General features: G+C 68.2%; 18 protein-coding genes. 9 read left to right on the top strand and 9 right to left on the bottom strand.

The annotated features are described in order from the left end of the window. Positions 1-13: 13 nt before the first annotated feature. The 3 genes from AB0B64_RS03135 to AB0B64_RS03125 are packed head-to-tail and all read right to left on the bottom strand — an operon-like array spanning position 14 to position 2,188. On the bottom strand, positions 14-448 hold the full coding sequence (locus AB0B64_RS03135; protein ID WP_357947332.1) for a YbaB/EbfC family nucleoid-associated protein: 435 nt from the start codon (positions 446-448) through the stop codon (positions 14-16). 17 nt (positions 449-465) lie between these two features. Then, complete coding sequence (locus AB0B64_RS03130) at positions 466-768, bottom strand: hypothetical protein (RefSeq protein WP_357947335.1); 303 nt, start codon at positions 766-768, stop codon at positions 466-468. 16 nt (positions 769-784) lie between these two features. Further along, a complete protein-coding gene (locus AB0B64_RS03125) occupies positions 785-2,188 on the bottom strand; it encodes a hypothetical protein (RefSeq protein ID WP_358174257.1) in 1,404 nt (467 codons plus the stop codon). Positions 2,189-2,591: 403 nt separating this feature from the next. On the opposite strand from AB0B64_RS03125, the gene AB0B64_RS03120 reads away from it, so the two are divergent. From AB0B64_RS03120 to AB0B64_RS03080, 9 genes are all read left to right on the top strand, one after another. Then, positions 2,592-3,305, top strand: coding sequence for an alpha/beta fold hydrolase (locus tag AB0B64_RS03120; protein WP_357947341.1), 714 nt, complete (start codon positions 2,592-2,594; stop codon positions 3,303-3,305). Between the two features lie 2 nt (positions 3,306-3,307). Continuing rightward, positions 3,308-4,132: an SDR family oxidoreductase gene (locus tag AB0B64_RS03115; RefSeq protein ID WP_357948128.1), complete on the top strand. Its 825-nt coding sequence runs from the start codon at positions 3,308-3,310 to the stop codon at positions 4,130-4,132. Between the two features lie 41 nt (positions 4,133-4,173). After that, entirely contained in the window at positions 4,174-7,059 is a 2,886-nt protein-coding gene (locus AB0B64_RS03110; RefSeq protein ID WP_358174254.1) for an amino acid adenylation domain-containing protein, read from the top strand. After that, positions 7,052-10,186, top strand: a complete 3,135-nt coding sequence (locus AB0B64_RS03105; protein ID WP_358174251.1) for an amino acid adenylation domain-containing protein — start codon at positions 7,052-7,054, stop codon at positions 10,184-10,186. Before AB0B64_RS03110 ends, AB0B64_RS03105 begins: the two co-directional genes overlap by 8 nt. A gap of 12 nt (positions 10,187-10,198) precedes the next feature. Continuing rightward, the gene (locus tag AB0B64_RS03100; RefSeq protein ID WP_358174249.1) at positions 10,199-15,532 is read left to right on the top strand and encodes an amino acid adenylation domain-containing protein; all 5,334 of its coding nucleotides are present in this window, start codon (positions 10,199-10,201) and stop codon (positions 15,530-15,532) included. A 1-nt stretch (position 15,533) separates the two neighbouring features. Continuing rightward, on the top strand, positions 15,534-16,283 hold the full coding sequence (locus AB0B64_RS03095; RefSeq protein WP_357947353.1) for an AzlC family ABC transporter permease: 750 nt from the start codon (positions 15,534-15,536) through the stop codon (positions 16,281-16,283). Beyond that, positions 16,280-16,600 carry an AzlD domain-containing protein gene (locus tag AB0B64_RS03090; RefSeq protein ID WP_358174246.1) on the top strand — a complete coding sequence of 107 codons (321 nt, stop codon included), beginning with the start codon at positions 16,280-16,282 and terminating at the stop codon, positions 16,598-16,600. The genes AB0B64_RS03095 and AB0B64_RS03090 overlap by 4 nt, the downstream gene beginning before the upstream one ends. A 294-nt stretch (positions 16,601-16,894) precedes the next feature. Further along, positions 16,895-18,388 carry an AbgT family transporter gene (locus AB0B64_RS03085; RefSeq protein WP_358174783.1) on the top strand — a complete coding sequence of 498 codons (1,494 nt, stop codon included), beginning with the start codon at positions 16,895-16,897 and terminating at the stop codon, positions 18,386-18,388. Positions 18,389-18,419: 31 nt separating this feature from the next. After that, entirely contained in the window at positions 18,420-19,559 is a 1,140-nt protein-coding gene (locus AB0B64_RS03080) for a M20 family metallopeptidase (RefSeq protein ID WP_357947359.1), read from the top strand. Between the two features lie 388 nt (positions 19,560-19,947). Here the strand turns inward: AB0B64_RS03080 and AB0B64_RS03075 are convergent, their stop codons facing one another. The 6 genes from AB0B64_RS03075 to AB0B64_RS03050 form a co-directional block, all read right to left on the bottom strand. Further along, positions 19,948-20,346 carry a hypothetical protein gene (locus AB0B64_RS03075; protein WP_357947362.1) on the bottom strand — a complete coding sequence of 133 codons (399 nt, stop codon included), beginning with the start codon at positions 20,344-20,346 and terminating at the stop codon, positions 19,948-19,950. Positions 20,347-20,592: 246 nt separating this feature from the next. After that, complete coding sequence (locus tag AB0B64_RS03070; protein ID WP_357947365.1) at positions 20,593-20,922, bottom strand: hypothetical protein; 330 nt, start codon at positions 20,920-20,922, stop codon at positions 20,593-20,595. Positions 20,923-21,179: 257 nt separating this feature from the next. Beyond that, positions 21,180-23,393 (bottom strand): hypothetical protein, encoded by a 2,214-nt coding sequence (locus tag AB0B64_RS03065; protein WP_357947368.1) that lies wholly within the window; start codon positions 23,391-23,393, stop codon positions 21,180-21,182. After that, the gene (locus AB0B64_RS03060; RefSeq protein ID WP_357947371.1) at positions 23,390-23,632 is read right to left on the bottom strand and encodes a hypothetical protein; all 243 of its coding nucleotides are present in this window, start codon (positions 23,630-23,632) and stop codon (positions 23,390-23,392) included. Before AB0B64_RS03060 ends, AB0B64_RS03065 begins: the two co-directional genes overlap by 4 nt. 973 nt (positions 23,633-24,605) lie before the next feature. Next, positions 24,606-24,818: a DUF397 domain-containing protein gene (locus AB0B64_RS03055; protein ID WP_357947375.1), complete on the bottom strand. Its 213-nt coding sequence runs from the start codon at positions 24,816-24,818 to the stop codon at positions 24,606-24,608. 127 nt (positions 24,819-24,945) lie between these two features. Then, the gene (locus AB0B64_RS03050; RefSeq protein ID WP_357947378.1) at positions 24,946-25,158 is read right to left on the bottom strand and encodes a DUF397 domain-containing protein; all 213 of its coding nucleotides are present in this window, start codon (positions 25,156-25,158) and stop codon (positions 24,946-24,948) included. Positions 25,159-25,283: the final 125 nt, after the last annotated feature.

Here is a 25,283-nt window from a genome sequence, read left to right as displayed (position 1 = left end):
CGGCGCGGTCGACTTACTGGTCCATTTCCCGAAGGATCTGGTCGATTCGGCTCTCTCGATTGTTCATGGCGTGGTTGAAGGAGTGCATGACCTCCTCGAACTGTTCCATGGCCGCGTCAGGGGACGGTGGCGTCCGGCCGACGGCGTCGCGTAGGAGTTCCTCGTGGTTCCTCTCGCAGTCGTCCTGTGCGCGCCGCACCGCGAGGGTGATCTCCTCGCCGAGGTCCTGGCTGCTCAGTTTCATGGCGCGGGGGTCGAGGCGCACCTCGGTGATGCGGCCGCCGGAGTCGGTGCGGGCCCTGATCTTGCCGTCGGCGCTCTCGCCGGTGCCGTAGACGTCGTTGAAGCCGCCACCGGCTTTCTTCAGGCGGCTGTGTGCCCGTTCGGCTTGTTCTGAGATTCGGTGGAGTTCGTCCTGGTAGATATTTTTGGAGTCGTCGGAACTCATGTTCTCCCTTTGACGGCTTAGCCGGTCGGGTTGGTCCGGTCGTAGTTCTTTCCGGTCTGGTTCAGAGTCAGGCCCGCGTTGTTCAGGTTCCACATCAGGGAGTCCACCCAGTCGATGGTGTTGGTGTAGAACTTCAGATAGTCGTCGGCCAGCTCCTGGGATCCCTCGGGGAGCAGGCCGAAGCAGGTGGACGTCGGCCTGGCCGCCTCGGCGAAAGCGTTTCGGGGAGTGGACAGCAGGCTCATCGATTCGTCGGTGGCCTTTCCTCCCTTCTTCAGGTCGTCCGTGGAATATCCGACTTCCTTGCTCTTTCCGGTCATCGCACTCTCCAGTCGGTCACTTCAGTTTCGGGAGTTTCAGCGGCGTGCCCGGTTTCAGGACCCCGGGGTCAGGGCCGATGACGTCGCGGTTGGCCTCGTAGAGTTGGGGCCAGTACCTTTCGCTGCCGTAGACCCGTTTGGCGATGCCTGCCAGCGTCTCCTCCCCTCCGACCTGGTGCGACGATGCCTGGGGGGCGGTCGTGGTGGGGTCCTGCGGCCGGTAGTCCATCAATGGGGGAGTATCAGGCTCCGGGTACTTCTTATGGTCGATGTGCGCCGGCGGCTCCGTCTGTTTGAAGGGGACGCCGATGGGTGGGGGAAGGTTGCGCAGGGCGGTGCCGGGGATGATCGCGCCGGTGGAGTTGAAGAGCTGGACCTGGAAGTCGCCGGTGATGCCGATCTTTTTGAGTGCGGCACCGTTCAGGGCGCCCCAGCCGCCGTTCAGCACCGCCACCTTCCCGATGTCCTTGACCATTTGCCCCAGCGTCTTGCCTTCGAGCCTGTCGTTGATGATCGTGTAGCCCGTTCCGGTCATGGCTCCTGCCGCGAAGAGGGCCTTGGCGCCGTACGCCTTTTTCGCCTTGTCCCAGCCGACGCGGCCCCAGGGGAAGGCCGACGATATCGCCGCGGAATTCACCATCTGCGCGTATTGGAGGCCGAAGGGCGCGAAGAACGACTGGCCCTTGAGCTCCCGGCCCAGGCCCACGAACATGAACTGGCCGGCGCCCAGCTGGAGGCCGAACATCTTGGCGTAGCTCTTGAAGGACGTCAGGGCCGTCTTGCCGAAACTCATGCCCTGCGTGCCGTTCAGCACCCAGTTCTGCGACTTGAAGACCGTCAGGCCCCTCCTGAGCGCCTTGCTCCTCTTCATCAGCTCGGCCAGCTTGCGCAGGGGTACGGCGACCTTTTTGAGAAACCAGATCAGCCGCGCCAGGATGGTGGCCGCGAGGCCGGCGCCCTGGGCGGCGATCTTGGCTCTGGCGACCCACGCGGCGTACCTGCCCATCACGCCCGTGAACATGGAGAGGGCCACGCTGATCGCCAACGCCTGGAGGATGGATTTCAGCAGCTCCCGGAACGCCCGTTTGGTCTCGTGGGTGGCCTCCTTGGCCATGAGGAGCACTTCCGACACGTGGCCGAGGCTCTTGACCAGCGCCTTCCGTTCGGCCGGGTCGAAGTAGGTGTCGACCATCTCCTGGTAGTGCGTGGCCGCGTCGCCGGTCCACTGCTTGCGGCCCTTCTGCACGGCCGGGTCGATGTTCTTGTCGCCCACGGAATCCAGACTGGCGGCCAGCTGCTTGCACGCCTCGGACATCTGCGCCAGCTGGCGTTCGTCGTTGTCGTTGCCCGCGGCCCTCATGGCGTTCATGATCGTCGTGATGAGCTGCGACAGCGCGTCGCCCTCAGCGGCTAGGTCCATGTACTCCCCTTCATGCGTCGCGCTGTCCTCAATTCGCCAAAGCTGCGATCCGCAGACGCAGGGAAGCGCTCGAGGTCCCCCTCCCATGCGGCTCCCGGTAGGGCAGGCGGCATCAGGTCATGTGGTCATGATCGCTGCGGTGCCCCGCATTGTGGCATGCGGGCGGATGTTCGGCCAGGGATCCGGAGATCAAGGACGTCCGGCGTCGAGTATGGCCCCGCGCATCACATCCGAACCTTAAGTGTTTGTTAGATCGGAGATGTGGATCTTGACGGTGTCGATCAAGGATACATACGTTCGGTGACGTTTCGCGACTGTTCGCAGCGCCGTGACCCATCGACGCCGTGACAGGCGAGGCGACCCCCCACAGCCGAGACACCGTCTACAGACGGGAGAACGGATCATGGAACCCACCTACCTCATCTGCCTGCCCTTCGCCGGGGCCGGCGCCTCCTTCTTCAAGGGCTGGCAGCGCTACCTGGCCGAGGGCCTGAGCATCCTGCCGGTGCAACTGCCCGGCCGTGAGGAGCGCTTCGTCGAGCCTCCGCACACCGATGCCGCCCGCGCCGCCGACGAGGCGTGCTCGCAGGTGCTGCAGCGAATCGGCCCCGGTTCCCGGGTGGCCGTCTTCGGTCACAGCCTCGGGGCGGTGCTGGCGTACGAGCTGGCGCACCGGCTCAGCGGCGTGACCGGATTGCGGCTCGCCCGCCTGTACGTCAGCGGTTCCCCCGGGCCGTGGAGCGGGCGGGAGAGCCGCGCCACCGGCCTGGATGACGAGGCGTTCCTGGCACGGATCCGTTCCTTCGCCGGATACTCGCACCCGGCCCTGGAGGACCCCGAGATGCGGGCGCTGCTGTTGCCCATGCTGCGCGCCGACGTCGAACTGCACGAGAGCTACCGTCCCCAGTCCGACAAGCCGCTGTCCACACCGATCACCGCCGTACACGGCCTCGACGACGAGCTGGTGGACATGGCGATGATCGCCCAGTGGGAGCGGGCCACGAGCGCCGGGTTCAACACCGTGGAGCTCGACGGGGGCCACATGTACCTGGCCGATGATCCCGCTCCCCTGCTGCGCGTGATCGGCGCCGAGCTCGCGACGCCGGATGAGCGGTGACGATGCGCCTGTCCGGGAAGACGGCCGTCATCACCGGTGCGGCCCGCGGGCTGGGCCGGGCCAGTGCCCGGATGTTCGCGCGGGAGGGCGCCGACCTGGTGCTGCTCGACGTCGCGCGCGATCTGCCGGGTGTGCCGTACGCGCTCGGCTCGGCCAGTCAGCTCGAATACACGGCCGAACTCTGCCGGGAGTTCGGCGTCTCCGTCCTGACCAGGCAGGCCGACGTACGGGAGACGCACGAAGTCGAGGCCGCGGTGTCCATGGCAATCGGGCGCTTCGGCCGCATCGACGTCCTCGTCAACAACGCCGGCATCGCCGCGCCTTCCGGCAAGGTGGCGCACGAGATCGACGAGCACGAGTGGCAGTTGATGATCGACGTCGATCTCTCCGGTGCGTGGCGCGCCATCCGCGCGGTCGGCAAACTGATGGTCGAGCAGCGATCCGGCAGCATCGTCAACATCGCCTCGACCGCCGGGCTGGTGGGATATCGGCACTTCGCCGGATACGTGGCCGCCAAGCACGGTCTCATCGGCCTGACCAAGGCCGTCGCGCTCGACTACGCCCCCCGCAAGGTGCGGGTCAACGCCCTGTGCCCTGGTTCCGTCCGCGATGACTCGCAGGTCGAGGGCCGGATGCTGGCGGAGATCGCGCGTTCGCTCGACGTGCCGGCGGACGAGCACGAGGAGGCCTTCGTGCAGGCCCAGCCCATGAACGCCCTCATCGAGCCGGACGACGTCGCCTCGGCCGCCGTATGGCTGGCCTCCGACGAATCCCGGCAGGTCACCGGCAGCGTACTCACCGTCGACGGCGGCTTCACCGCACGCTGACGCCCGCTCTTTCACCACGACCACGCTCTGGAGATCACCGCGTGCCCCGAACCGATCTCATTCCCCCAGACCGCTCGCCCTCCGCACACTGTCATGCCCGCCGCGTCAGGCTGCCCGATGGCGTTGGTGCCACCTGGCTGGCCGGACTCTTCGAACGCGCGGTCCGCACCTGGTGGGGGGACACGCCTGATCGGCTGCCCCGGCTCTGGGACGAGCGGGTTCCGGCCGCCTGCGACTCCGCGGTGGCGGGCCGCCGCGTCGAGGCCGAACTGCACCGTCCTTTGGACGCGGAGGGCGCCTTGCTGCGCGCGGTGCTGCTGCGGTACGCGGACGGGCCCGCCGACCTCGTGCTCGTCGCCCATCGCGCCAATCTCGACGCCCTGTCGCTGCGCGCCGTGGCCGACGTGCTCACCGGGCGGGCTCGGTATGAGGGATTCACCGACAAGACGGCGAGTCATGCCATCGCCGCCGCAGACGCCGAGACGTTCAAAAGATGGCGGGAAGCGGATTTTTCCGGACGTATTGCGTGGGCCAGCGGCGACGACGCGGCGGGTGACCGTACCGGCCTGGCCACCGTGGCGATAAGCGAGGCCGGAGCGGATGTGCCGGCCACGATGGCGGCGGCGGTCGGGCTGGTGCTCGGACGGTACGAGAACCAGGAGAACCCGGTCATCGGCGTGCTCGGCCCCGTGCCCGAGCGGCCGGAAGGAGCGCTGGGCGCGTTCGACGCCGGGCTCCTGCTGGCACTGGACCTTTCGGGCGCGCGCACCGCGGGGGAGCTGGTGGCCGAGACCGCCCAAGCCCTGGCCTCGGGCGGCGGGCGGTGCGACGGGCGGCAGTACGCCGAACTCCTCGCGGAGACCGGCGGCCGGGTCGTGGCCGGTCTGCTCACTGACGAGCCGGCGGAGAGCGGGTCCGGTACGCACGTTCCCTGCCAGACAGCCCCGTTCCCGCTCACGATCGTGCCCGGCCACACCCCGGACGGCGGCCTTCAGCTGGTGGTACACCACCGGCTGGAAGACGTGGACGCCGACTCGGCCAGGCGCTTCGCCCGCCATGTCGCCCGCGCCTATGAGCAGTTGGCCAACGCGCCCGCCTGTCTGGTCCCCGCCGACGTCGAGCTGCTGGACGAGGCGGAGACACGGCAGGTGGTCGCCCTCGGCCGTCCGTTACGGCGGCTGGACTGGCGGCCGGAGCGGATCGACGACGTGTTCGCCGCCCGCGTGGCGGAGTGTCCCGACGCGGTGGCGCTCACCTGCGAGGGCCGCTCCCTGACGTACGCGGAACTGGACGCGCGCGCCGGCCGCTTCGCCGCCGCCCTCCTCGACCGGGGCGTGCGTCCGGGGGAGCGCGTCGGCGTCTGCCTCGGACGCACGCCCGATCTCGTGGTCGCCATGCTGGCCGTGCTCAAGGCGGACGCGGTGTACGTGCCCATGGATCCGGCCTATCCGGCCGATCGGCTGGCGTTCACGGCTCAGGACGCGGCCTTGCGCGTCGTCATCGCGGACCAGGACTTTCCCGGCGGCGGGTCGGCGAGCTTGGTCAGGCCCGAGGAGCTGGAGACCCACGGCGGCGAGGCAGGCCGTGCCCGTCCAGAGCGGCGGGGGCCGGGTGAGGCCGCGTACGTCATCTACACCTCGGGCTCGACCGGGCGCCCGAAAGGCGTCGTGGTGCCGCATCGCAACGTCGTCGCCCTGCTGTCGGCCACCCGTGACGATTTCGGGCTCGGTCCCGGTGACACCTGGACGCTCTTCCACTCCAGCGCGTTCGACTTCTCCGTCTGGGAGATCTGGGGAGCGCTGCTCACCGGCGCCCGGCTGGTCGTGGTGCCGTACTGGGTCTCTCGCTCGCCCGAGGAGTTCCGCGAGCTGCTGGCGCGCGAGCGCGTCACCGTGCTGAACCAGACGCCGTCGGCGTTCGCCCAGCTCATGGAGGCCGACCGGCGGCAGGACGAGCGGCTGGCGGTCCGGCTGGTGATCTTCGGCGGTGAGCCGCTGGACGCCCGGCCCTTGCGGGCCTGGTTCGACCGGTATCCGGAGGACCGGTGCCGGCTGGTCAACATGTACGGCATCACGGAGACGACGGTGCACGTGACGGCGCAGAACGTGACCCGCCGTGAGGCGATGACCGGGTCGCGGTCCGTGGGGCACGCCCTGCCCGGCTGGCACCTGTACGTCCTCGACGAGCGCGGCCGTCCCGTGCCGTGCGGTGTCCCCGGAGAGATCCACGTCGGGGGAGACGGGGTCGCCCTGGAGTACCTGGACCGTCCCGAGCTGACCGCGCAGCGCTTCCTGCCCGATCCCTTCACCATGGGCCGCGTCTACCGCAGCGGCGACCGGGGCAGGCTGCTGCCCGATGGCCGGCTGGAGCACCTCGGCCGTCTCGACACCCAGGTCAAGCTGCGCGGATTCCGCGTCGAGCTGGACGAGATCCGCAACGTCCTGCTGGACGACCCCGCCGTCACGGCGGCCGCCGTGGTGCTGAACGGCGAGCGGGACGCCGCGGGAGCGCGCATCGACGCGTACGTGGTGCCGGCCGGCGGCGATCCGGCGGCGATCCGGCAACGAGCCGCCAAGGTGCTGCCGGAGCACATGCTGCCCGCCACCATCACGCCCCTCGACACGCTGCCACTCACCGCCAACGGCAAGCTCGACGTTCGCGGGCTGCCCGTGCCGGTCGTCGCGCCCGCCGCGCCGATCCGGGCTCCGTCAGGTGAGCTGGCGGGCGCGCTCGCCGCGGTGTGGGAGGCGGTGCTGGGCGTGCCCGTCGGTCCCGACGACAACTTCTTCGAGCTCGGCGGCAACTCCCTGTACGCCATGCGGGTGGCGGCGGCCATGCGTGACCGTGGCCTGCCGGCCTTTCCGATGCGCGAGCTGTACCTGCACCCGACGGTGAACGGCCTCGCGGGGGTGATCTCCCATGAGTGATCGGCTGCTGGACGGCTGCGACGACACGGCCACGGACTATCCCCGAGACAGCCGCGTCGAGCGGCTCTTCGCCGAGCAGGTCGAGGCGGCGCCCGGCCACCCGGCCGTGGTGTACGGAGATACCACGCTCACCTATGCCGAACTGCACCACCGCAGCACTCTGCTGGCCCAGAGGTTACGCCGCGATGGGCTGCGTCCCGCGGAACCGGTGGCGCTGCTGCTGCCGCGTACCCCCGACCTGATCGTCGCGGCGCTCGCCGTGCTGAAGGCCGGCGGGTTCTACGTGCCGATGGACCCCGCCCATCCGGCGGATCGGATCTCCCAGCTGATCGAGGACAGCGGCGCCGGCCTCCTGCTGACCACACGAGAGCTGACCACGCGAGAGCCGGCCCGCGGGCCGGCCATCGCGGTGGACGCCCAGGACCGGTCGGCCGAACCCGAGGCCGACCTCCCCGCGCTGAGCGACGCGTCGGACATCGCGTACTTGATGTACACCTCGGGGACCACCGGACGGCCCAAGGGCGTCCTGGTCCCGCATCGCGGCATCGTCCGGCTGGTGCGGGGCGTCGGCTATGTACGGCTCGACTCCACGGCCAGGGTGGCGCAGATCGGGGCGACCGGTTTCGATGCTTCCGTCTGGGAGACCTGGGCCGCCCTGCTCTGCGGTGGGACCGTGCACATCCTCGACCGGGAGACGTTCCTCGACGGCGCGCAGTTGAGGCGGGCGCTGGCGGACGGGGGTATCACCACGGCGCTCTTCACCTCCGCGCTGTTCAGCCAGCTCGCGGGCGAGGACCCGACCGTGTTCGGGCCGCTGCGGGACCTGCTGGTCGGAGGTGACGTGCTCTCGGCCAAGCACGCCAGGTCCGTGCTGCGGGCCAATCCGGGTCTGCGGCTCGTCAACGCGTACGGGCCGACCGAGAACGCGGTCATCTCCACCTGCCACGAGGTTCGCGAGCCGATCGGCGAACGCGTGCCCATCGGCCGCCCGGTGCCCAATACCACCGCGTACGTGCTCGACCAGGACAGACAACCGCTTCCAGCGGGCGTCGCCGGAGAGCTGTACGTCGGCGGCGACGGTCTGGCGCTCGGCTACCACGGGCGCCCCGACCTGACCGCGCGCGCCTTCGTCCCCCACCCTTTCCGGCCAGGAGAGCTTCTCTACCGGACCGGCGACCGGGCGCGCAGGCTGCCCGACGGGTCGATCGACTTCCTCGGCAGGATGGATCACCAGGTCAAGGTGCGCGGTCTGCGCGTCGAGCCGGGCGAGGTCGAGGCCGCGCTGCTGGCCCGCCCCGGAGTGCGCGAAGCGGTGGTGGTGGAGCGGCGCGCTCCGGATTCGTCCGACGGTCACCTACGCGCGTACGTCTCGGGTGAGCGGTCCCTGGAACCGGAGCGGCTGCGGACGGAGATCGAGCGCGTGCTGCCCGCTCACATGGTGCCCGCCCAGATCGTGGTGCTGCCCGCGCTGCCGCTGAACGTCAACGGGAAGGTGGACCGGGCCGCGCTGCCCGAGCCGATCCCCGCGGGCGGCGGGACGGCTGGGGACGAGCTCGAGCGAGAGCTCGTCGAGCTGTGGGAGGACGTCCTCGGCGTGCGCGGGATCGGCGTCGACGACCCGCTCGACCGGCTGGGCGGCAGCTCGCTCACCGCGACCCGGCTGGCCGCCAGGGTGCGGAAGAGGTTCGGGGTGGCCTGTCCGGTCTCGGCCGTGCTGGCGGTCCGTACGGTGTCGGCGCTGGCCGACCTGGTCCGTGCCGCGGACGGCGCCGACGTGGTGGGGCCGCGTCCGTGCCAGGCCGGCGAGCGGACCCCGCTGTCACCCCAGCAGAAGGGCGTCTATGTCGAGCAGATCAAGGACCCGTCCAGCACCCAGTACAACCTGCCGATCGTCGTCGACCTCCCCGGCCGGATCGACGCCGGACGGGTGCGCGCCGCTCTCGCGACCCTCGTCGAGCGGCACGAGATCCTGCGCACCGACGTGGCCGTGGGCGACGACGGGCAGCCGTACCAGCGCGTTCACGAGGTGCTATGTACGGCGCTGGACGAGGTCGGCCTGTTTCGCGGTGCGAATCTCGACGGCTGGACCGAGAGGTGGATCCGCGCCTTCGACGTCCATCAAGCCCCCCTGTGGCGGGCGGCCCTGGCGCGGCATGACCATGGGACCCGGCTGGTGCTGGACATTCACCACCTCCTCACCGACGGCCGCTCGCTCGCCCTCCTGATGGCCGAGTGGGCGGCGCTGCTCAGGGGCGAACCGCTCCCTGAGGTGGAGCTGCGTTACCGGGACTTCGCGCAGTGGGCGAACGGGCCGGAGCGGCGCGCGCTGTCCGAGACCCAGCGTGGCTTCTGGGCCGAGACGTTCGCGCGGCCGGTCAAACCTCTCGATCTGCCCATCGACCTGCCCCGGCCGGCGGTCCGCCGGACGGAGGGGGACCACCTGCCGTTCGCGTTCGGCGCGGAGCGCAGCCACGCGGTCAGGGAGCTGGCCCGCGCCCAAGGGGTGACGGCGTTCCAGGTGATCCTGGCCGTGTACACCGTCTTCCTCAGACAGGTGAGCGGGGGCGACGACGTGACGGTCGGGACGCCCTTTTCCGGACGGCACCTGCCGGGCGTGGACCGGGTTCAGGGGATGTTCGTCAACACCCTGTGCCTGCGGGCCTACCCGGCCCCCGAGCTGCCGTTCCGCGTGTATCTGCGAGCCGTGGCCCGGCACGCGGTGGCCGCCGGCGACCACCAGGATCACGCGTTCGACGCTCTGGTGGCGATGCGGGGCGAGCATGACTTCAGCCGCCACCCGCTCTTCGACGCGTTCTTCGCGATGCAGGACACGGGGCTGCACCAGGTGGACTTCCTCGGCGGCCGGCCCCGGTGGCTGCCGGAGGCCACCCGGCGCACGATCTTCGACCTGGACCTGCAGGTCGAGGACTCACCCGAAGGGTACGAGGCCCGGCTGGCGTACGCCACGAACCTCTTCCTGCGCCCCACCGTGGAGACGTTCCGGGACGAGTTCCTGTCCTTGCTCGACGCGGCACTCGCCGAGCCGGACACGCCGCTCGGCGAGCTCGGCCGGGCGCCTTCGGCCCGGCCCGGCCCGCCCGCGCTCGCGTTCGACTTCGACTTCTGAACTGGAGGGGCCATGCAGTCCATCGAGACCCTGGGCAGGCTCAAGGTCGCGGCCGCGAAGCGTCGCCGCGAGGGGGTGTTCTGGCGCGCCCAGCTCGCGGCGCTGCCCGAGCGCACCGGCTTCCCGTCCGACACGCACGGTGGCTCGGCAGGGGAGGCGGCGCGCGCGGTGACCGCGCTCGACCTCGGCCCCGAGCTGACCGCCAGACTCGGCAAGCTGGCCCGGGGCCAGGACATCGCTCTGCGTTCCGTGCTGATCGCCGTGACAGGCGCGTTGCTCCAGCGTTACGGCGGTGGCGCCGAATCCGTGCTGGCCACACCTCCCGCCCCCGTGCCCGCCGGACCCACGCCGCTGGCCTCCTCACTGGTGCTGCGGCTGCCGGTCACGCGCGACACCACGCTGCGCGGGCTGCTGGGCGAGGTCGGGGACCGGCTGCGGGCCGCGATCGAACACCAGGACTACCCGATCGAGCTGCTCGCCGACGAGTTCGGGACCGCGGCGGGGGAGGGGGACGATCCGTTCGCCGACGTGCTCGTGGACGCGGTACGCGACGAGGCGGATCCCGCCGGACGGCCCGGCTTCCCACTCGCCTTCGCCTTCGTACGCGGGCCGGCCGGGCTGGCTCTGGAACTGCGGCACCGGACCGGCACGCACGGCCCCGACACCGCCCGGCGGCTTCTCACGCACTGCGTGATGCTGCTCGACCAGGCCACCGCCTCGCCCGACACGGCGATGGCCGCCTTCGACCTGCGATCCGACGACGATCTGGCGCTGATCGACAAGGCGAACGACACGGACGCCGCCTTCGAGGACACGGTGCGGCTCGACGAGCTCTTCAGCCGCCAGGTCACCGCGACCCCTGACGCCGTGGCCGTGGTGGGCGACGGCTTCCTGCTCACGTACGCCGAGCTGAACGCCCGGGCCAATCGCCTGGCGCACACGCTGCGCGCCCGCGGCGTGGGCCGCGACGACCTCGTGGCCGTGCTGGCGGACCGCTCGCCGGAGATGCTCGTCGCCGTCTACGCCGTGCTGAAGGCGGGGGGCGCGTACCTGCCGATCGACCCGGGCAACCCGCGCGACCGCATCGCGTACATCCTCCATGACAGCGCCGCCCGCCTCGTCCTCACCCAGCCCCGCCACCAGGAGCTGGTCGGCGACGGCGTCGCCGTCCTGGACCTCATGGACGAGGGGTCCTACGCGCAGGAGGTGAGCACGCCGCCGGTCGAGGGCGGCGCCCGCGACCTCGCGTATGTCATCTACACCTCGGGTTCGACCGGTGCTCCCAAGGGCGTGCGGATCGAGCACCGGTCGGTCGTCAACCGCATCGGCTGGATGCAGAAGGCGTACCCGATCAACTCCACGGACGTCATCATGCAGAAGACGCCCACGTCGTTCGACGTCTCGGTGTGGGAGCTGTTCTGGTGGACGTTCGCGGGGGCGTCGGTGTGCCTGCCCGAGCCCGGCGCGGAGCGGGAGCCGGAGGCGCTGACCGCCGCGGTCGAGCGGCACCGCGTCACCACGATGCACTTCGTGCCGTCCATGCTCGGGGCCTTCCTCGACTTCGTCTCGGGAACGGGCGAGCAATGGAGGCTGGGCACCTTGCGGCAGGTGTTCGCCAGCGGCGAGGCGCTGCCGGCGCACCACGTGCGACGCTTCCACGAGGTGGTCACGGGTTGCCGGCTGATCAACCTGTACGGGCCCACCGAGGCGGCCGTCGACGTCACCCACTACGCCTGCCACGGCGGCGAGACCATGGTGCCGATCGGGCGGCCGGTCGACAACACGCGTATCCACGTGCTCGACGCGGACCTGCGACCCCAGCCCGTCGGCGTCCCGGGGGAGCTGTGCGTCGCGGGGGTCCAGCTGGCTCGCGGGTACCTGGGTCGCCCCGAACTGACGGCCGAGCGCTTCGTCGCCGCGCCCCAAGCGGGCGAGGAGCGCGTCTACCGTACGGGGGACCTGGCCCGCAGGCTGGCCGACGGCGGCATCGAGTACCTGGGCCGCATCGACCACCAGGTCAAGCTGCGGGGATACCGCATCGAACCGGGTGAGATCGAGGAGCGGCTGCGGCAGCACGCCGCCGTGAGGGACGCCGTCGTCATCCCTCGCGGACAGGATCATCTGTGCGGTTACGTCGTGGCCGCCGAGCCCCTGCCCGAAGATGAGCTCAAGGAGCACCTGAGGCGCACGCTACCGGAGTACATGGTCCCCGCGCGCCTCGTCACGCTCGCCTCGTTCCCGCTCAGTCCGAGTGGCAAGCTGGACCGCCGCGCGCTGCCCGACCCCGGCGAACCGGCCCGCGCAGTGGACCACGTCGCCCCGCGCACGCCGCAGGAGGCGGACCTGGCCCGCGTCTGGGCCGAGGTGCTCGGCGTCGAATCGGTCGGGGTGCACGACAACTTCTTCGCGCTCGGCGGCAACTCGATCCACTTCGTCACCGTGCTGGCCAGGGCGCGCGCGTGCGGCCTCGACTTCACCTTCCAGCAGCTCTTCGAGAATCCGACCATCGCGAGTCTGGTCGCTCTCGCGCGGGACGCGGATCCGGCGACGCGCCCGCTCCGGCCGTTCGAGCTGCTGACGCCTGAGGACCGGGCGAAGATCCCGGCCGGGGTGGCCGACGCCTACCCGATGACGCAGCTCCAGGCGGGACTGGTCTTTCAGAGCGAACTGTCACACAACACAGTCGAATATCACGACATCATCAGCTACACGATCCAGAGTTCGTTCGACGCCGGATGCTTCGAGCGGGCGGTCCGGCACATCGTCGCCGCGAACCCGATCTTCCGTACCAGCTACCACCTCACCGGCTACAGCGAGTACCTGCAACTCGTCCACGAGGACGCGCCGTCACCGCTGTACATCGCCGACCTGCGCGGTATGCACGAGGACGAACAGGACGCCTGGTACCACGTATGGGCGGAGCGGGAGAAGGCTCATCGCTTCACCTGGACCGAGCCCGGCCTCGTCCGGTTGCACGTGCACGTGCTCGGCGACGACCTGTTCCGCTACACGCTCAGCCAGCACAACTCCGCACTGGACGGCTGGAGCATCACCCTGGTGCACACCACGCTGTTCGACACCTACTACCGGCTGCTCGACGGACGGCCGCTGCCGGACGTGGAGCCGGACGGGTACGCGCGCGACTACGTCTCACTGGAGCGCCGGTCCCTCGCCGACGAGGGCCACCGTTCCTACTGGGCGGGCGTGCTCGAAGGCAGCACCTTCGCCGAGGTGCCCCGCACGAGGGAATCGGCGTCGCCGGACGTCTTCCCCGTCGTGTTCCACGAGGTGGAGTTCCCGCGCGGCCTGTCCGACCGGATCGTGGCGCTGGCCGGGGCGCTGTCCGTGCCGGTCAAGAACGTCGCGATGGCCGCGCACGTCAAGGTCCTCTCCCTGATCACCGGCGAGCGCGACGTCATGACCGGGTACGAGCACAGCGGCCGGCCCGAGGCGGAGGGCGCCACCCGTTCGATCGGCCTGTTCCTCAACACGGTGCCCTTCCGGGTGCGTACGGGCGAGGGCTCCTGGGAGAGCCTCGTGCGCGACGTCTACCGGGCCGAGGTCGAACTGCTCCCCGCGCGGCGATACCCGATGGCGCGGATGAAGCACGACCTGGGGACACAACAGGCGCTGTTCGAGACGGCCTTCAACTTCACGCACTTCTATCTGCTCAGGCAGCTGGAGGCGCTCGACGGCTTCTCCCTGCTCGACGTGCGGGCCAACTCGGAGACGGAGTTCGTGCTGCGCGCCGAGTTCTCCCGGCACTTCATCACCGACGAGGTACGGCTCAGCCTGCACTACCACGCCCACCTCTTCGAGCCCTGGCAGGTGGCGCGGATGGGGGCGTACTACATCGCCGCGTTCGAGCAGATGACAGCCGATCCGGCCGCCCTCCATCACCTCGCCGATCTGCTGCCCGGCGAGGAGAGCGCGGCGCTGATCGCGATGGAACAGAGCGAGAGCGTCCTGCCGAAGCTGGCAGACCATTATCGGGCGCGGGTCGTCGACGAACACGGTCTGCGGGTGCCCTTCGCCACGCCGGGGCGGATCGTGCTGATCGCCAACGGGGTCACGATCCCCACCACAGGTGTGTACGGACGCCGCATGCCCGGCGGCCTTGAGCTGTTCCAGGCACCCCGACGCCTGACGTTTCACCGTTCCGAAGAGCGGAGTGCCGCCGGAGAGACGGGCCGTCACCCCAGCCGTCACCCCGGCCCTCGCCCCAGCCGTCGTCCCACCGGAGCGGTGGGACCGCGCATCGCGGAGGTGTGGTCCAGGGTGCTCGACGTGCCGCTGGAGCAGATCACCCTCGACGGCAACTTCTTCGAGCTCGGCGGCAGCTCGCTGTCGGCCATGCGGGTGGTCATGGAGTTGGAGGGGCTCGTGTCGCTCACCGACCTGATGCGCAACTCCACCCTGGGACCGCTGTGTGAGGTGGCCGAGGCTCGTCTGAACGATGGCGCGTCCACGTCCCGCTCGCCGCTGCTTCGCTCGCTGTCGGCCGACCCCGGCCGGGCCCGGGCCGCCCTCGTGTGCTTTCCCTACGCGGCCGGCAACGCCGTCAACTTCGAGCCGCTGGCCACCGCCCTCGACAAGGCGGGCGCCGACGTGGCCGTCTATGGCGTGGAGCTGCCGGGCCACGATCCCGGCCATCCGGACGAACCCTTCCTGTCCATCGAGGAGGCGGCACGGCGGGTGGCGGAGGAGGTCCGCGCTCTCGCCGAACGCCCCGTACTGCTCTGGGGCCACTGCGTCGGCTCGGCTCTGGCCATCGAGACCGCACGCCTGATGGAGGCGGGCGGAAACGCGCCGCTCCACGTCTTCGTGGCCGGAAAGCTGCTGCACGACGCCCGGACCACCCGCGAGTCCATGGAGCGGGTGGACGCGATGACGGATGAGGACATCGTGCGCTGGCTCGTCGAGGCGACCGGGTACTCCGGGCTCGACGTGCTCTCACCCGAGCAGGCGGCCTTCGTCACCAGGACGTTCCGGCACGACTCCGGCTCGGCCAACGGCTATCTGCTGGCGGCGGCCGAGCGAGGGCCCGTGGCCAGGCTGCGCGCGCCGCTCACGGTCGTCCATGCCTCGGACGATCCGCTGACCCCTGACCATCGGCGGAGGTACGAGGACTGGTCGCTGTTCGCCGATCGGCCGCGGCTCGCGGAGCTCGGGCCCTTCGGCCACTACTTCTGCCGGACGGCCCCGGACGCCGTGGCCACACTGCTGCACGGGTTGGTGCCGTGTTCGGAGGATCAGCCGGGACCACGTACGGAAGACCAGCCGGCACCCCCTACGGAAGACCCGCCGGTTTCACTTACGGAAGATCAACGGAGCGAAGCGCACTGACATGACCACCACGAACACCCCCCAGGCGGTCACACCGCTGACCCCCGGCCAGCAGTACCTCGCCGGAGCGAGGAGCATGGTGCCGTTCCTCGCCTCGGCCATTCCCATGGGCATCGCCGGAGGCGTACTCGGACTGTCGAGCGGGCTCTCCGGCTGGGCGACCCTGGGCCTGGCGATGGCCGTGAACTCCGGCACCGCCCAGTTCGTCGGCTTCGCCCTCATCGCCGGCGGCACGGGCTGGGCCGCGATCATCCTCACCACGCTCATCCTGGGGCTCCGGATGCTCCTCTACTCCACCATCCTGATCCCGTACATCAAGGAAGTGCCCCAGCGGTGGCGGGTGCTGCTCGGGTTCGGGCTGATCGACGAGGTCTTCTTCGTGGCGATCGAACGGCTGAGGAAGGGCGAACTCACCCACAACAAGCACATGTTCTTCCTCGGGGCGTCCTCGCTGCTGTACGTCACCTGGATGCTGTGCACGGCGGTCGGCATGTCCCTCGGCTCGGCCGTCCCGGACGTGCGGGGGCTCGGACTGGACTTCCCGGTGACCGCCATGTTCATCGCCATGCTCGCGATCGGGCTGGCGAACTGGCGCGTGACCGCGGCCATCTGCGCCGCGGGAGTGACCGTGATGCTGGCGCGGGGCCTGCCGTACAACCTCGGCGTCGTGCTGGCCGCGGTGGTGGGAGCGGTGGTGGGGGCCGCGTGCGAGTACGCGGCGAAGTCGAGGACGAAGGAGATCGCCCGATGAGTATGGCGCTGCTGATCCTCGGCATGGGGTTGTGCAGTTTCCTGCCGCGCTACCTGCCGCTGGCCCTCTTCGCCGACAGGGAGATGCCGCCGCTGGCGGAGACGCTGCTCAGGTACACGCCGCCGGCCGTGCTGGCCGCACTGGTGTTCCCGGCCGTTCTCGCGCCCTCGGGGAACGGCGTCGAGCTGACCCTGACGAACCCTTATCTGATAGGCGGCGCGGTCACCTTCGCCGTGGGTCTGGTGTCGAAAAGGTTCCTGCTTGTGACAGCAGTCGGAATTGTCGCTTTCTATCTCAGTCGCTGGCTTGTCGGCTGAATGTTATAGGCGTCTTAAGTTTGTCGAAATTCATTTGACACCCGACATCGTTCGGGCGCTTTCTCATGCCTTTTTTTACCCGCTCTCAACTGGTGAGACATCCTTGACAATCAGCTATTGCGAGATGATCCGGTCGCCCGTTAAAGTATGGCCCGCAGGTGCGGACTCGCAATAAAGAGACGGGGCATCTTTCGCGTTCGGTCTGTGCCTCAGGCGAAACGACCAAGAAAGGATGACCGGGTCTCCATGACGACCGTGTCCGCTGAGAAAGAATCACGTGCCTTAAACGTGACCATGCGCGTGCTGAACAGCGTCGAACGCGCCGGTAATAAACTGCCTCATCCGTTCTGGCTCTTCATCATCCTGAGCGTCGTGCTCATGGCGCTGAGCTGGATCCTGTCGGCGGCCGGAGTGTCGGCGGTCAACCCCGCCGACAAGACGACCGTCGCGGTGAAGAACCTGTTGTCGAGCGAGGGCGTCACACTGATGCTCGGCGACGCCATCAAGAGCTTCACCACCTTCCCCCCGCTGGGCACGATCCTGGTGGTCATGCTCGGCGTCGCGGTGGCCGACAGGGCGGGGCTGCTCTCGGCGGTCCTGCGCCGGGGCGTCTCCCGCGTGCCGGCCCGGTGGGTCACGTTCGCGCTCGCCTTCACCGGCATGATCTCCCACGTGGCCGCCGACTCGGCGTACATCGTGCTGATCCCGCTGGGCGGGCTGGCCTTCTACGCGGTCGGCCGCAGCCCGATCGTCGGCGTCGTGGTCGCGTTCGTCTCGGTCGCGGCCGGCTTCGACGCCAGCCCGGTGGTCACCCCGCTCGACGTCATCCTGGGCGGCATCACCACCGACGCCGCGCACACCATCGACCCGAGCTACACCGTCACCCCGCTCGCCAACTACTTCTTCTCCATCGGCTCGTCGGTCGTGCTGTCCATCGTCATCACCGTGGTGACGGAGACGATCCTCACCAAGCGGGCGGCGAGCATGCCGATCGACGAGGACGCCGAAGTGGGCGACCTCGGCGCGCTGGAGCTGACCGACAAGGAGCGGCGCGGGCTGCGCTGGTCCGGCGTCGCGCTGCTGGTGATCGCCGCGCTGATCGCGCTGTCCATCATCCCGGCCGACTCACCGCTACGCGGCGAGGGCGGCAGCCTGGTCACCGGCCCGCTGCTGAACGCGATCTCCGTCATGCTCGGCGTCGCCTTCTGCCTCGTCGGCATCGTGTACGGCCGCGTCGCCGGCACCATCAAGAGCGGCAACGACGTGCCCACGTTCATGGCCGAGGGCATGCGCGAGATGGCGCCGGTCCTCGTGCTGTTCTTCGCCATCTCCCAGTTCCTGGCCTACTTCAAGTGGACCGGCATCGGCACGATCGTCGCCATCAACGGCGCGGACCTGCTGAAGTCCGCCGGGATCAACGGCCCGATGATCTTTGTCGGCATCCTGATCATCGTCACCTTCATCAACCTGCTGATCACCAGCGGCTCCGCCCAGTGGGCGCTGGTCGGCCCGGTCTTCGTACCGATGCTGATGCTGCTGAAGATCTCGCCGGAAGCCACCCAGGCGGTGTACCGCATCGCCGACTCCTGCACCAACGCCCTGAGCCCGATGAGCCCCTACTTCGTGCTGGTCCTCGGCTTCATCCAGCGCTACCGCAAATCCGCCGGCATCGGCACGCTGATCGCCCTCACCATGCCGTTGTGCCTGATCATGCTCGTGGTCTGGACACTGTTCTTCCTGGCATGGTGGGCGCTCGGCATCCCGCTGGGCCCCGGCGTCCCCTCCTAACTCTCCTCACTCTTAGCGAAAGGATCCTTTAGTGACACCGGCTCCCACGTGGACCCGCCAGGCGCTCCCCTCCATGCTCGACGACCTGCGTATGCTCGTCGAGCTGGAAAGCCCGAGCAACGACAAACAGCTCCTGGACGGGGCACTCGACGCGATCTTCCGCTGGGCGGTGGACCGCGCCGGGGAGCCGGACGAGTTCACCCGGCACGACGGCGGCCAGTACGGCGACGTGCTGGAACTGACCTACCAGGGCACCGCCCCCGGCTTCGTCCTGCTGGTCGGCCACTACGACACCGTGTGGCCGGTCGGCACCCTCGCCGACTGGCCGTGGCAGGTCACCGACGGCGTCATCAGCGCACCTGGCGTCTTCGACATGAAGACCGGCCTCGTCCAGGCGGTCTGGGCGGTACGCGGGCTGCGTGAGCTGGGCCTGCCGCATCCCACGGTCCGCCTGCTGTTCAACGGCGACGAGGAGATCGGCAGCCCGGCCTCCCGCGCCCGCATCGAGGCGGCCAGCGCCGGGGCGCTGGCCAGCCTGGTCTTCGAGGGCGCCATAGACGGCGCGGTCAAAACCTCCCGCAAGGGCGTCGGCATCTTCCAGGTGTCCGTCACCGGGATCGAGGCCCATGCCGGCCTCGACCCCACCGCCGGTGCCAGCGCCATCCACGCCATGGCCGACCTGATCACCCAGATCGCCGCCCTGGGCGCCCCCGCGCTCGGCACGACGGTCAACGTCGGCCTGGTCAGCGGCGGCACCGGCACCAACGTCACCGCAGGCCAGGCAACCTGCGGCATCGACGTACGCGTGTCCGACCCGGCCGAGATGGCCCGGGTGGACGCCGCACTCACCTCGCTGCGCGCCCCCGACCCTCGGGTCTCCGTGGCGCTCTCCGGCGAATGGAACCGGCCGCCCATGACGCCCAACCCCGCCTCCCAGGACCTGTACGCCAGGACGTACAAGGTGGCGATCGAGCACGGCTGGGACCTCCGCGAGGCGGGCGTCGGCGGGGCCAGCGACGCCAACTTCATCTCAGCCCTGGGCCGGCCCGTCCTCGACGGACTCGGCCCCGTCGGAGCGGGCTCCCACTCCCGGGGAGAGCATGCCATCATCGAGTACATCCCCGAACGCACCGCCCTGACCATCGGGCTTATCGCGGGCTTCGCCAGCTAGTCGCCCCGTCACGCGATCTTGGCCGGCTTGCGCTGTGGGGTGCCGGCCTGGACGTATCGCCGGGCCGGAGCTCAAATCGCGCGTTTGAGCAGCGGTTTTCTAGGCCGAAATTCTTGATGTAGCCAGGCTGGCCAGGTGGCAGGCGTTCGTTCGGGAAGGTAGTGCGGTCGGCGGCTCCCGGAATGGAGGCGCGGGCCTCGGGGTGCAGGCCGAGCGGGTCTTGGGCCACTGCCAGGGTCAACAACTGGACCTCGGCCAGTTTCCGGCGCTCGTCCGATCGACCGTCACGTACGGTCTGTGATAAGGGTGTTGATGATCGGTTTTGTGACAACAGGCCAATCCTCAACACCCCTTGTCATTTCCCGAACGACTCAGGACCTATTCGTCGCTAGGCGCCGCCCTTGTCCAGCAGTCGATCGAGTGTCAGTCCCACGTCGGTCATTGTGCGCTGCAGGGTGTCGAGTCTGCCTAGCATCTGCTCCTGGGCGGATGTGAGCTGCTCGAGGGTGTGTCGGCGAAGGCCGCCGATCTCGTCTCCGAGAGCCGCGAAGTCCTGGGACGTTTCCGCCTTGATGCTGGCGATTTCAACTCTTATCCGGGCAACGGCGACCGTCGTTGAGGCGATGGCGGTGTGTATGCCTTCCAGGCATGGGCAGCCGTTTGTCGGGAGGCTCGCATGTTGACGCCGCGCGCGAGGGCCGCGATAGGCCCCATTACGGGAACGCGCTGTCGCTTCGACGGCTGCCGCGCGAAGTTTTGCGTCGCGAGTCTCCGCCTCTTCGTTCATGTACCCCTACCTTTTCGGTAGCTGGAAGGATCCCGGCCTTGGCAGCCGAGATCACTGTGTGTGAGTACATCGTCGCAAGAAGTTGTTGTCGATGACGCACGGTCATCGGAATCCGGGTGTGGTTTTATTCATCGCGGTGTGGCAGAGATGCACCTGAGTCCAATTTTGGGCTCACGTGAATGTGTCGTGACTGGGACATTCTGGGACGCTACGGGCTGGCTGGATTTTTGGCGGCGGTGCTATTTGCTAGGCGCCGGGGGTGCAGTTGTACAGGTGGCCGTAGCGTTTTTGGGCGATGCGCATGAGCTCGGTCATGTCCTTGATCGCGTCCCTACCCTTGGCGACCTGGGCCAGGTAGATGTCAATCATTCGTTCTTTGCCGCCGCAGCGGAACTTCGCGCTCGTCCGGTACGGTTGGTCGGCCAATGGGCTATTCGTCAGATGGGCAGTCATGCCGTCGCCGAGATCGGTAGGGAGCTTCACTCCGCCGTGCTGCGTATAAACGTTACGCCTGTCATCCATGAGAAAGTCCAAATGCTCCTGACTTGTCCCACCGTCCGCTTGCAGCCAGTTCACTTGAAGAGGCCAAGGGGTCGTTTCTGGAGCCCAGCACTCGCCGCTCTTCTCGCTGCCAGCCGTTTTCCCCACAAGAGACCCTGTTGCTCCGCTCACCAAACGAAGCCCCTGCTCAGGGACAAGCTTGCAGACGTATGGGGGAACATCCACGATGGGCTGGAGGGCTGGAGTCGGTGTGGAGACGACGTCGTTCTCTGGGGTGCATGCTGCCATGAGCAACACGAGAGCGCTAAAGGCGGCAGACGGACGAGAATTCCTCATTTTTCACCCCCTGTAGAGGAGGGTGGGATCTGCAGGCCGAGATAGTCGTCCACCTCACTGGTCCTGCGGAAGGTGCCGCCGAAACGATCGAGCAAACTACTGCTTCCACCTTTGTCCCGAACCCAACGAAGGAACTCGCTGTATTCCTGCGCGCTCATCTCGGCAAAAGGTTTGATCGCCGGCGGTGTTCCGGTAATGAATATCTGGCCCTTCATAGGGAACTCGTCAAACAAGCCTTTGTTCAGCATGGCCGTGGCGAGCATCTGCTCCGCCAGCCTCTCCACCGCCAGACGGTTGTCCGCAAGCGTCCGGTGCGTATCGTCCAGGCCCCGCCGACTTTCTGACATCTGCTGGGCGATCTGTTTGGCGATCTCGTCATATCCGGCTCCTGCGAGTTTGCCGTACTCCTTGCTGATCAGCTCGCCGAAGGCTCCGGTGGCCAGCTGGCCTACGAGCCTGGCGCCCGGTACCGGGAGCAGCCCCAGCGCGTCGCCCACCATGGTCTTCAGCGCTTCGTCCGCCTTCTTGTCGTTCAACCCCTGGGCGATCAGCACCTGGCGGCGGATCTCCACGATGTGGGTGAAAGGCCGTGCTTCCGCCACGGTCCGGTCTGTCAGGTACTGCATGATGTCGGCCTTGTCCACCTGCCCATCCCCGTCAAAGTCGTACTCCTTGACGTCGGACTTCTTGAAACCGAGCCGCTCGGCGTTCGAAGCATCGAGTCCCACCGGAGGCACAGTGTCGAGCGCTGCTCGCATGTGTTCGGTCTGCGCCCTCACCAGTACCTCAAACGCGTCGTCGTCGGCGGTCGCCAGTGCCAACGCGTAGTCCATGTCCTGGGCCGTGACCTTGCCGAAGGTCGCATGGTTCAGGATTAGCCGGGAGAGCTCGTCGATATTGGCGGCGATCACGCGGCCCAGCGGGTAGCGCAGGGAAGCGAGACGATCGAATGTGTCCCTGTCCCTGATCTCCAGGTTGCCGCTCTCGCCTTTGTCGAAGGCGCCGCGTACGTCATCTGCGACGACTTTGATCATCTCCGCGGCCAACCTCTGGGAAGTCTCATCCCGGCCAGTCGTCGCAGTCACCAGCAGGTCATTGAACGGCCCGTAGTCCCCCAGATAGCGGGAAGCCCCCCACCGGCTCGTCAACAGATAGTCCAGCACAGACTCCTGCCACCCGGCCGGCGTGTGGTCCAGCAGGGCATGGGACGCCTCCCGGCTGGATTTCGCCGCGTGGAAAAGATCGTCCACCAACGATGAGCTAGCCTTCGCGCCCGGATTGCCCACATGCGTTCCCGGTCTCAGCATGCTGCCAAGACCCAGTGCACCGGCCAGGTCGACTATTGGGACCTGGGCTCCCGCGAACATCCGGCCCAGCAGATCCTTGCTGGCCGCCCATTCGTCCTTACGCTGCTCGTACTCGTAGACGATCACGTCACGCCCGACGACCTCCATGAATTCCTTCGAGTACGGCGGCTTCCCGTCGTGGGCACGCCAGATGAGCGCCTGGGCCTGGTAGCCCGTGTACTTCGTGTCGCCGGACTTCTGCTGAGCCCGGCCCTCCTTCACCAGGTCCTTGAGAAAGCCGGCGCCCACGTACGCGGGACTTTTCGGATCTGTTCCTCGGGCCAGAGCCGCGCTCAGCATGCGCAGAGCCTCCTTGCCCTGATTGGAGAGCTGGGTCGCCATGCGATCGGAGTCCCCGTGAGTCCTGGCGTCGCGCAGTCGCGCGGTGAGCGAGCCCGGTAGCCGCGTCACGCCCTGGGCGCCCAGCGTGCCCAGGAACGCCTTCACGAACTCCGCGTCCCCAGTCCGTGCCGCGTATTTCTGCAGCTCGGCCAGCGCCTGTGCGTCCCCATCCGCGGCGTTCAGCGCGGCGCGACCAGCCAGCGTTCCGTCCAGCAGCCCCTTGGCGGCCTCCAGGCCATCAGGCATCTCGAGGAAGCTCCCGGCGGCCGTACTCATGCCGAAGGCCACCTTCTGCCGCTGCAGCTCGTGAATTAGTTTCTGCCGCCGCCGCAGGTCCTCGGCCTGTGTGGTGACGCGGCCGGCCAATTGCCGCAGCCGCGCCGCCGGAGAAGTGTCGAGCCCGGCGCTCTGCAGCTCGCTGTGCAGAGTCTGCGCCAACTCCTCCAGACGCCTGGCGGCCTCGGTGTGCTTGCTCGCCATGGAGTCGAATTCGGGCTGCTTGACCCCGGTGAACTCCGTCATGGCGCGGCCTGAAGCGAGGCCAGCTTCTGGTTCGCGCTGTGTACGGCCTGCGTGAGCAGATCCCGCAACTCTCGCTGGTCGGCGTGAACCTGGGCGCCGAACCGGACGCCTGTTGGCCCCACCCACGCGGCCTTCTCCATCAGGCGGCAGGACGGATCGAGCGCCCACCAGTGCTCGTCGGACAGCCGCTGGATCCGCTCCGCCACGGCCCGCATCGCCTGGTGGTCGAGGTAGGCCACGATGATCCCCTTGCATGGCTCGCAGTACCAGAACAGATCGGGAGGCGGCGTCCTACCGTAATCAACATCGCATCAACAAAACAAGCTTAACCTCGGTGAAAGGCTTAGCCCTTCCGCTTTTTGTTCTGGATTGGGCAGTTTTTCCGATAAGGGCATACCTAGCACCGAGAATAAAACCCGACGGATGCCCGTTGAGCGTCAGCTAAAGCATCGGGCGGAATCGCGATTGGAAGATTGACGAGTACGCCGCCGTGGACGGGAGATGATGTCCATCGGACGGAAGGAGTAAAGGAGTTTTCCGGCTATGCCGTCTTTGAGTTGGTAGTCACGCTTCTTGCCGCTCTCGTTAGTGGCGCTCCACGTGGAGACGTCCGGATCCTTCGGCGGATCCCGGCCAGAGCGCGTCGTGTCACACCCGGCCGACGCCGGATGGAGACCGGCGTGGCGCCGTACCGCTGGGCCAACCCCAGTCGCAGTTCGGGCGATGCCTCGTCGGCTTGGACCATGACCTGGTTGCGGTCTTCTCGGATCGAGGCCGCGAAGAGCTTGCTGGCTCGCGGGTCTCCGCGTCGAGGCGCAGGATCTCGGTGGAGATGGCGTTGAGCCTGGCAGCGCTATTGGTCATCATCGGGACGCGCGGCTTGAAGATGAAGGGCTCGCCGACGGCAGGCACGCTGTCGCCGTCCTCATTGGATTCCAGCGCTCCCTCGAACTCGCCCTCGCCACTCCACTCCATTTCGCGCCGCCATTGTTGATCTAGGCGGTCCCGGCCAGCGCGGGGATGCTCGTGCCTCCGGCGGTGATCGCCGACGCGATGACCCTGCCTATCGGCCAGGGGCGGCGCCAGCACTGAGGGGTACGACGCCACGAAGGTGTGACGTCGAGGGCCGGTCAGTTCGCTGATGGTTTCGGGCGTTATCTATGTGGCCTGCGGGGAGGCTTAGAGCCTTGCCCCGCAGGCTGTTTGGTGGGGCTAGTCGAATTCGCCGTTCTTCACTCCGCCGATGAAGGCATTCCATTCGCCGGGGGTGAAGATCAGTGCGGGCCCGGTTGGGTTCTTGCTGTCGCGGATGCCTCGGTGTCCGCCGGACAGTTCGGCGACTTCAACGCAGTTGCCGCCGTCGGGTCCCGATCGGGTGGATTTGCGCCATGTAGCCGTGTTGAGCTCTCTTGTCAGCTCGCCCATCGCCGCATCGTCTCCTTGATCATGCTTATGGATCGCGCTAGGAGGGGGCTTCGGAGTGGATCCCTCATATCTGAATGCCGGGATCTCGACGGGGCCGGAAACGTTCCCTGCAGGATGATCGGCAAGGTCAGTCGAACTCGCCGTTCCTCACACCGCTGATGAAGGCGCTCCATTCGCCGGGGGTGAAGATCAGTGCGGGCCCGGTTGGGTTCTTGCTGTCGCGGATGCCTCGGTGTCCGCCGGACAGTTCGGCGACTTCGACGCAGTTGCCTCCGTTGCTGCCCGAGTTGGAAGACTTGATCCACGTAGCAACCCGCAGTTCTTCGGTCCACTCGTCCATCGCTGCATCACCTCCTTGGTGAGTTTCGGGGCTCGCGCTTGGAGCAGTGCTTCGGGGCGAATATCCCTCATATCTGAATGCCGGGATCTCGACGGGGCTGGAAGTGTTCCCCGCAGGGTGATCGG

This window comes from Nonomuraea sp. NPDC049129 (genome assembly GCF_040648495.1).
Classification (GTDB): Bacteria; Actinomycetota; Actinomycetes; order Streptosporangiales; family Streptosporangiaceae; genus Nonomuraea.
This window is presented reverse-complemented; position numbering and strand designations above follow the sequence as displayed.

Excerpts from the sequence above, each read along its gene's own strand:
- AB0B64_RS03055 (WP_357947375.1), bottom strand. The coding sequence starts at position 24,818 with ATGGGCGAGCTGACAAGAGAGCTCAACACGGCTACATGGCGCAAATCC.
- AB0B64_RS03085 (WP_358174783.1), top strand. The coding sequence starts at position 16,895 with ATGCGCGTGCTGAACAGCGTCGAACGCGCCGGTAATAAACTGCCTCAT.
- AB0B64_RS03115 (WP_357948128.1), top strand. The coding sequence starts at position 3,308 with ATGCGCCTGTCCGGGAAGACGGCCGTCATCACCGGTGCGGCCCGCGGG.
- AB0B64_RS03125 (WP_358174257.1), bottom strand. The coding sequence starts at position 2,188 with ATGGACCTAGCCGCTGAGGGCGACGCGCTGTCGCAGCTCATCACGACG.
- AB0B64_RS03120 (WP_357947341.1), top strand. The coding sequence starts at position 2,592 with ATGGAACCCACCTACCTCATCTGCCTGCCCTTCGCCGGGGCCGGCGCC.
- AB0B64_RS03130 (WP_357947335.1), bottom strand. The coding sequence starts at position 768 with ATGACCGGAAAGAGCAAGGAAGTCGGATATTCCACGGACGACCTGAAG.
- AB0B64_RS03105 (WP_358174251.1), top strand. The coding sequence starts at position 7,052 with ATGAGTGATCGGCTGCTGGACGGCTGCGACGACACGGCCACGGACTAT.
- AB0B64_RS03090 (WP_358174246.1), top strand. The coding sequence starts at position 16,280 with ATGAGTATGGCGCTGCTGATCCTCGGCATGGGGTTGTGCAGTTTCCTG.
- AB0B64_RS03050 (WP_357947378.1), bottom strand. The coding sequence starts at position 25,158 with ATGGACGAGTGGACCGAAGAACTGCGGGTTGCTACGTGGATCAAGTCT.
- AB0B64_RS03075 (WP_357947362.1), bottom strand. The coding sequence starts at position 20,346 with ATGAACGAAGAGGCGGAGACTCGCGACGCAAAACTTCGCGCGGCAGCC.
- AB0B64_RS03095 (WP_357947353.1), top strand. The coding sequence starts at position 15,534 with ATGACCACCACGAACACCCCCCAGGCGGTCACACCGCTGACCCCCGGC.
- AB0B64_RS03135 (WP_357947332.1), bottom strand. The coding sequence starts at position 448 with ATGAGTTCCGACGACTCCAAAAATATCTACCAGGACGAACTCCACCGA.
- AB0B64_RS03065 (WP_357947368.1), bottom strand. The coding sequence starts at position 23,393 with ATGACGGAGTTCACCGGGGTCAAGCAGCCCGAATTCGACTCCATGGCG.
- AB0B64_RS03100 (WP_358174249.1), top strand. The coding sequence starts at position 10,199 with ATGCAGTCCATCGAGACCCTGGGCAGGCTCAAGGTCGCGGCCGCGAAG.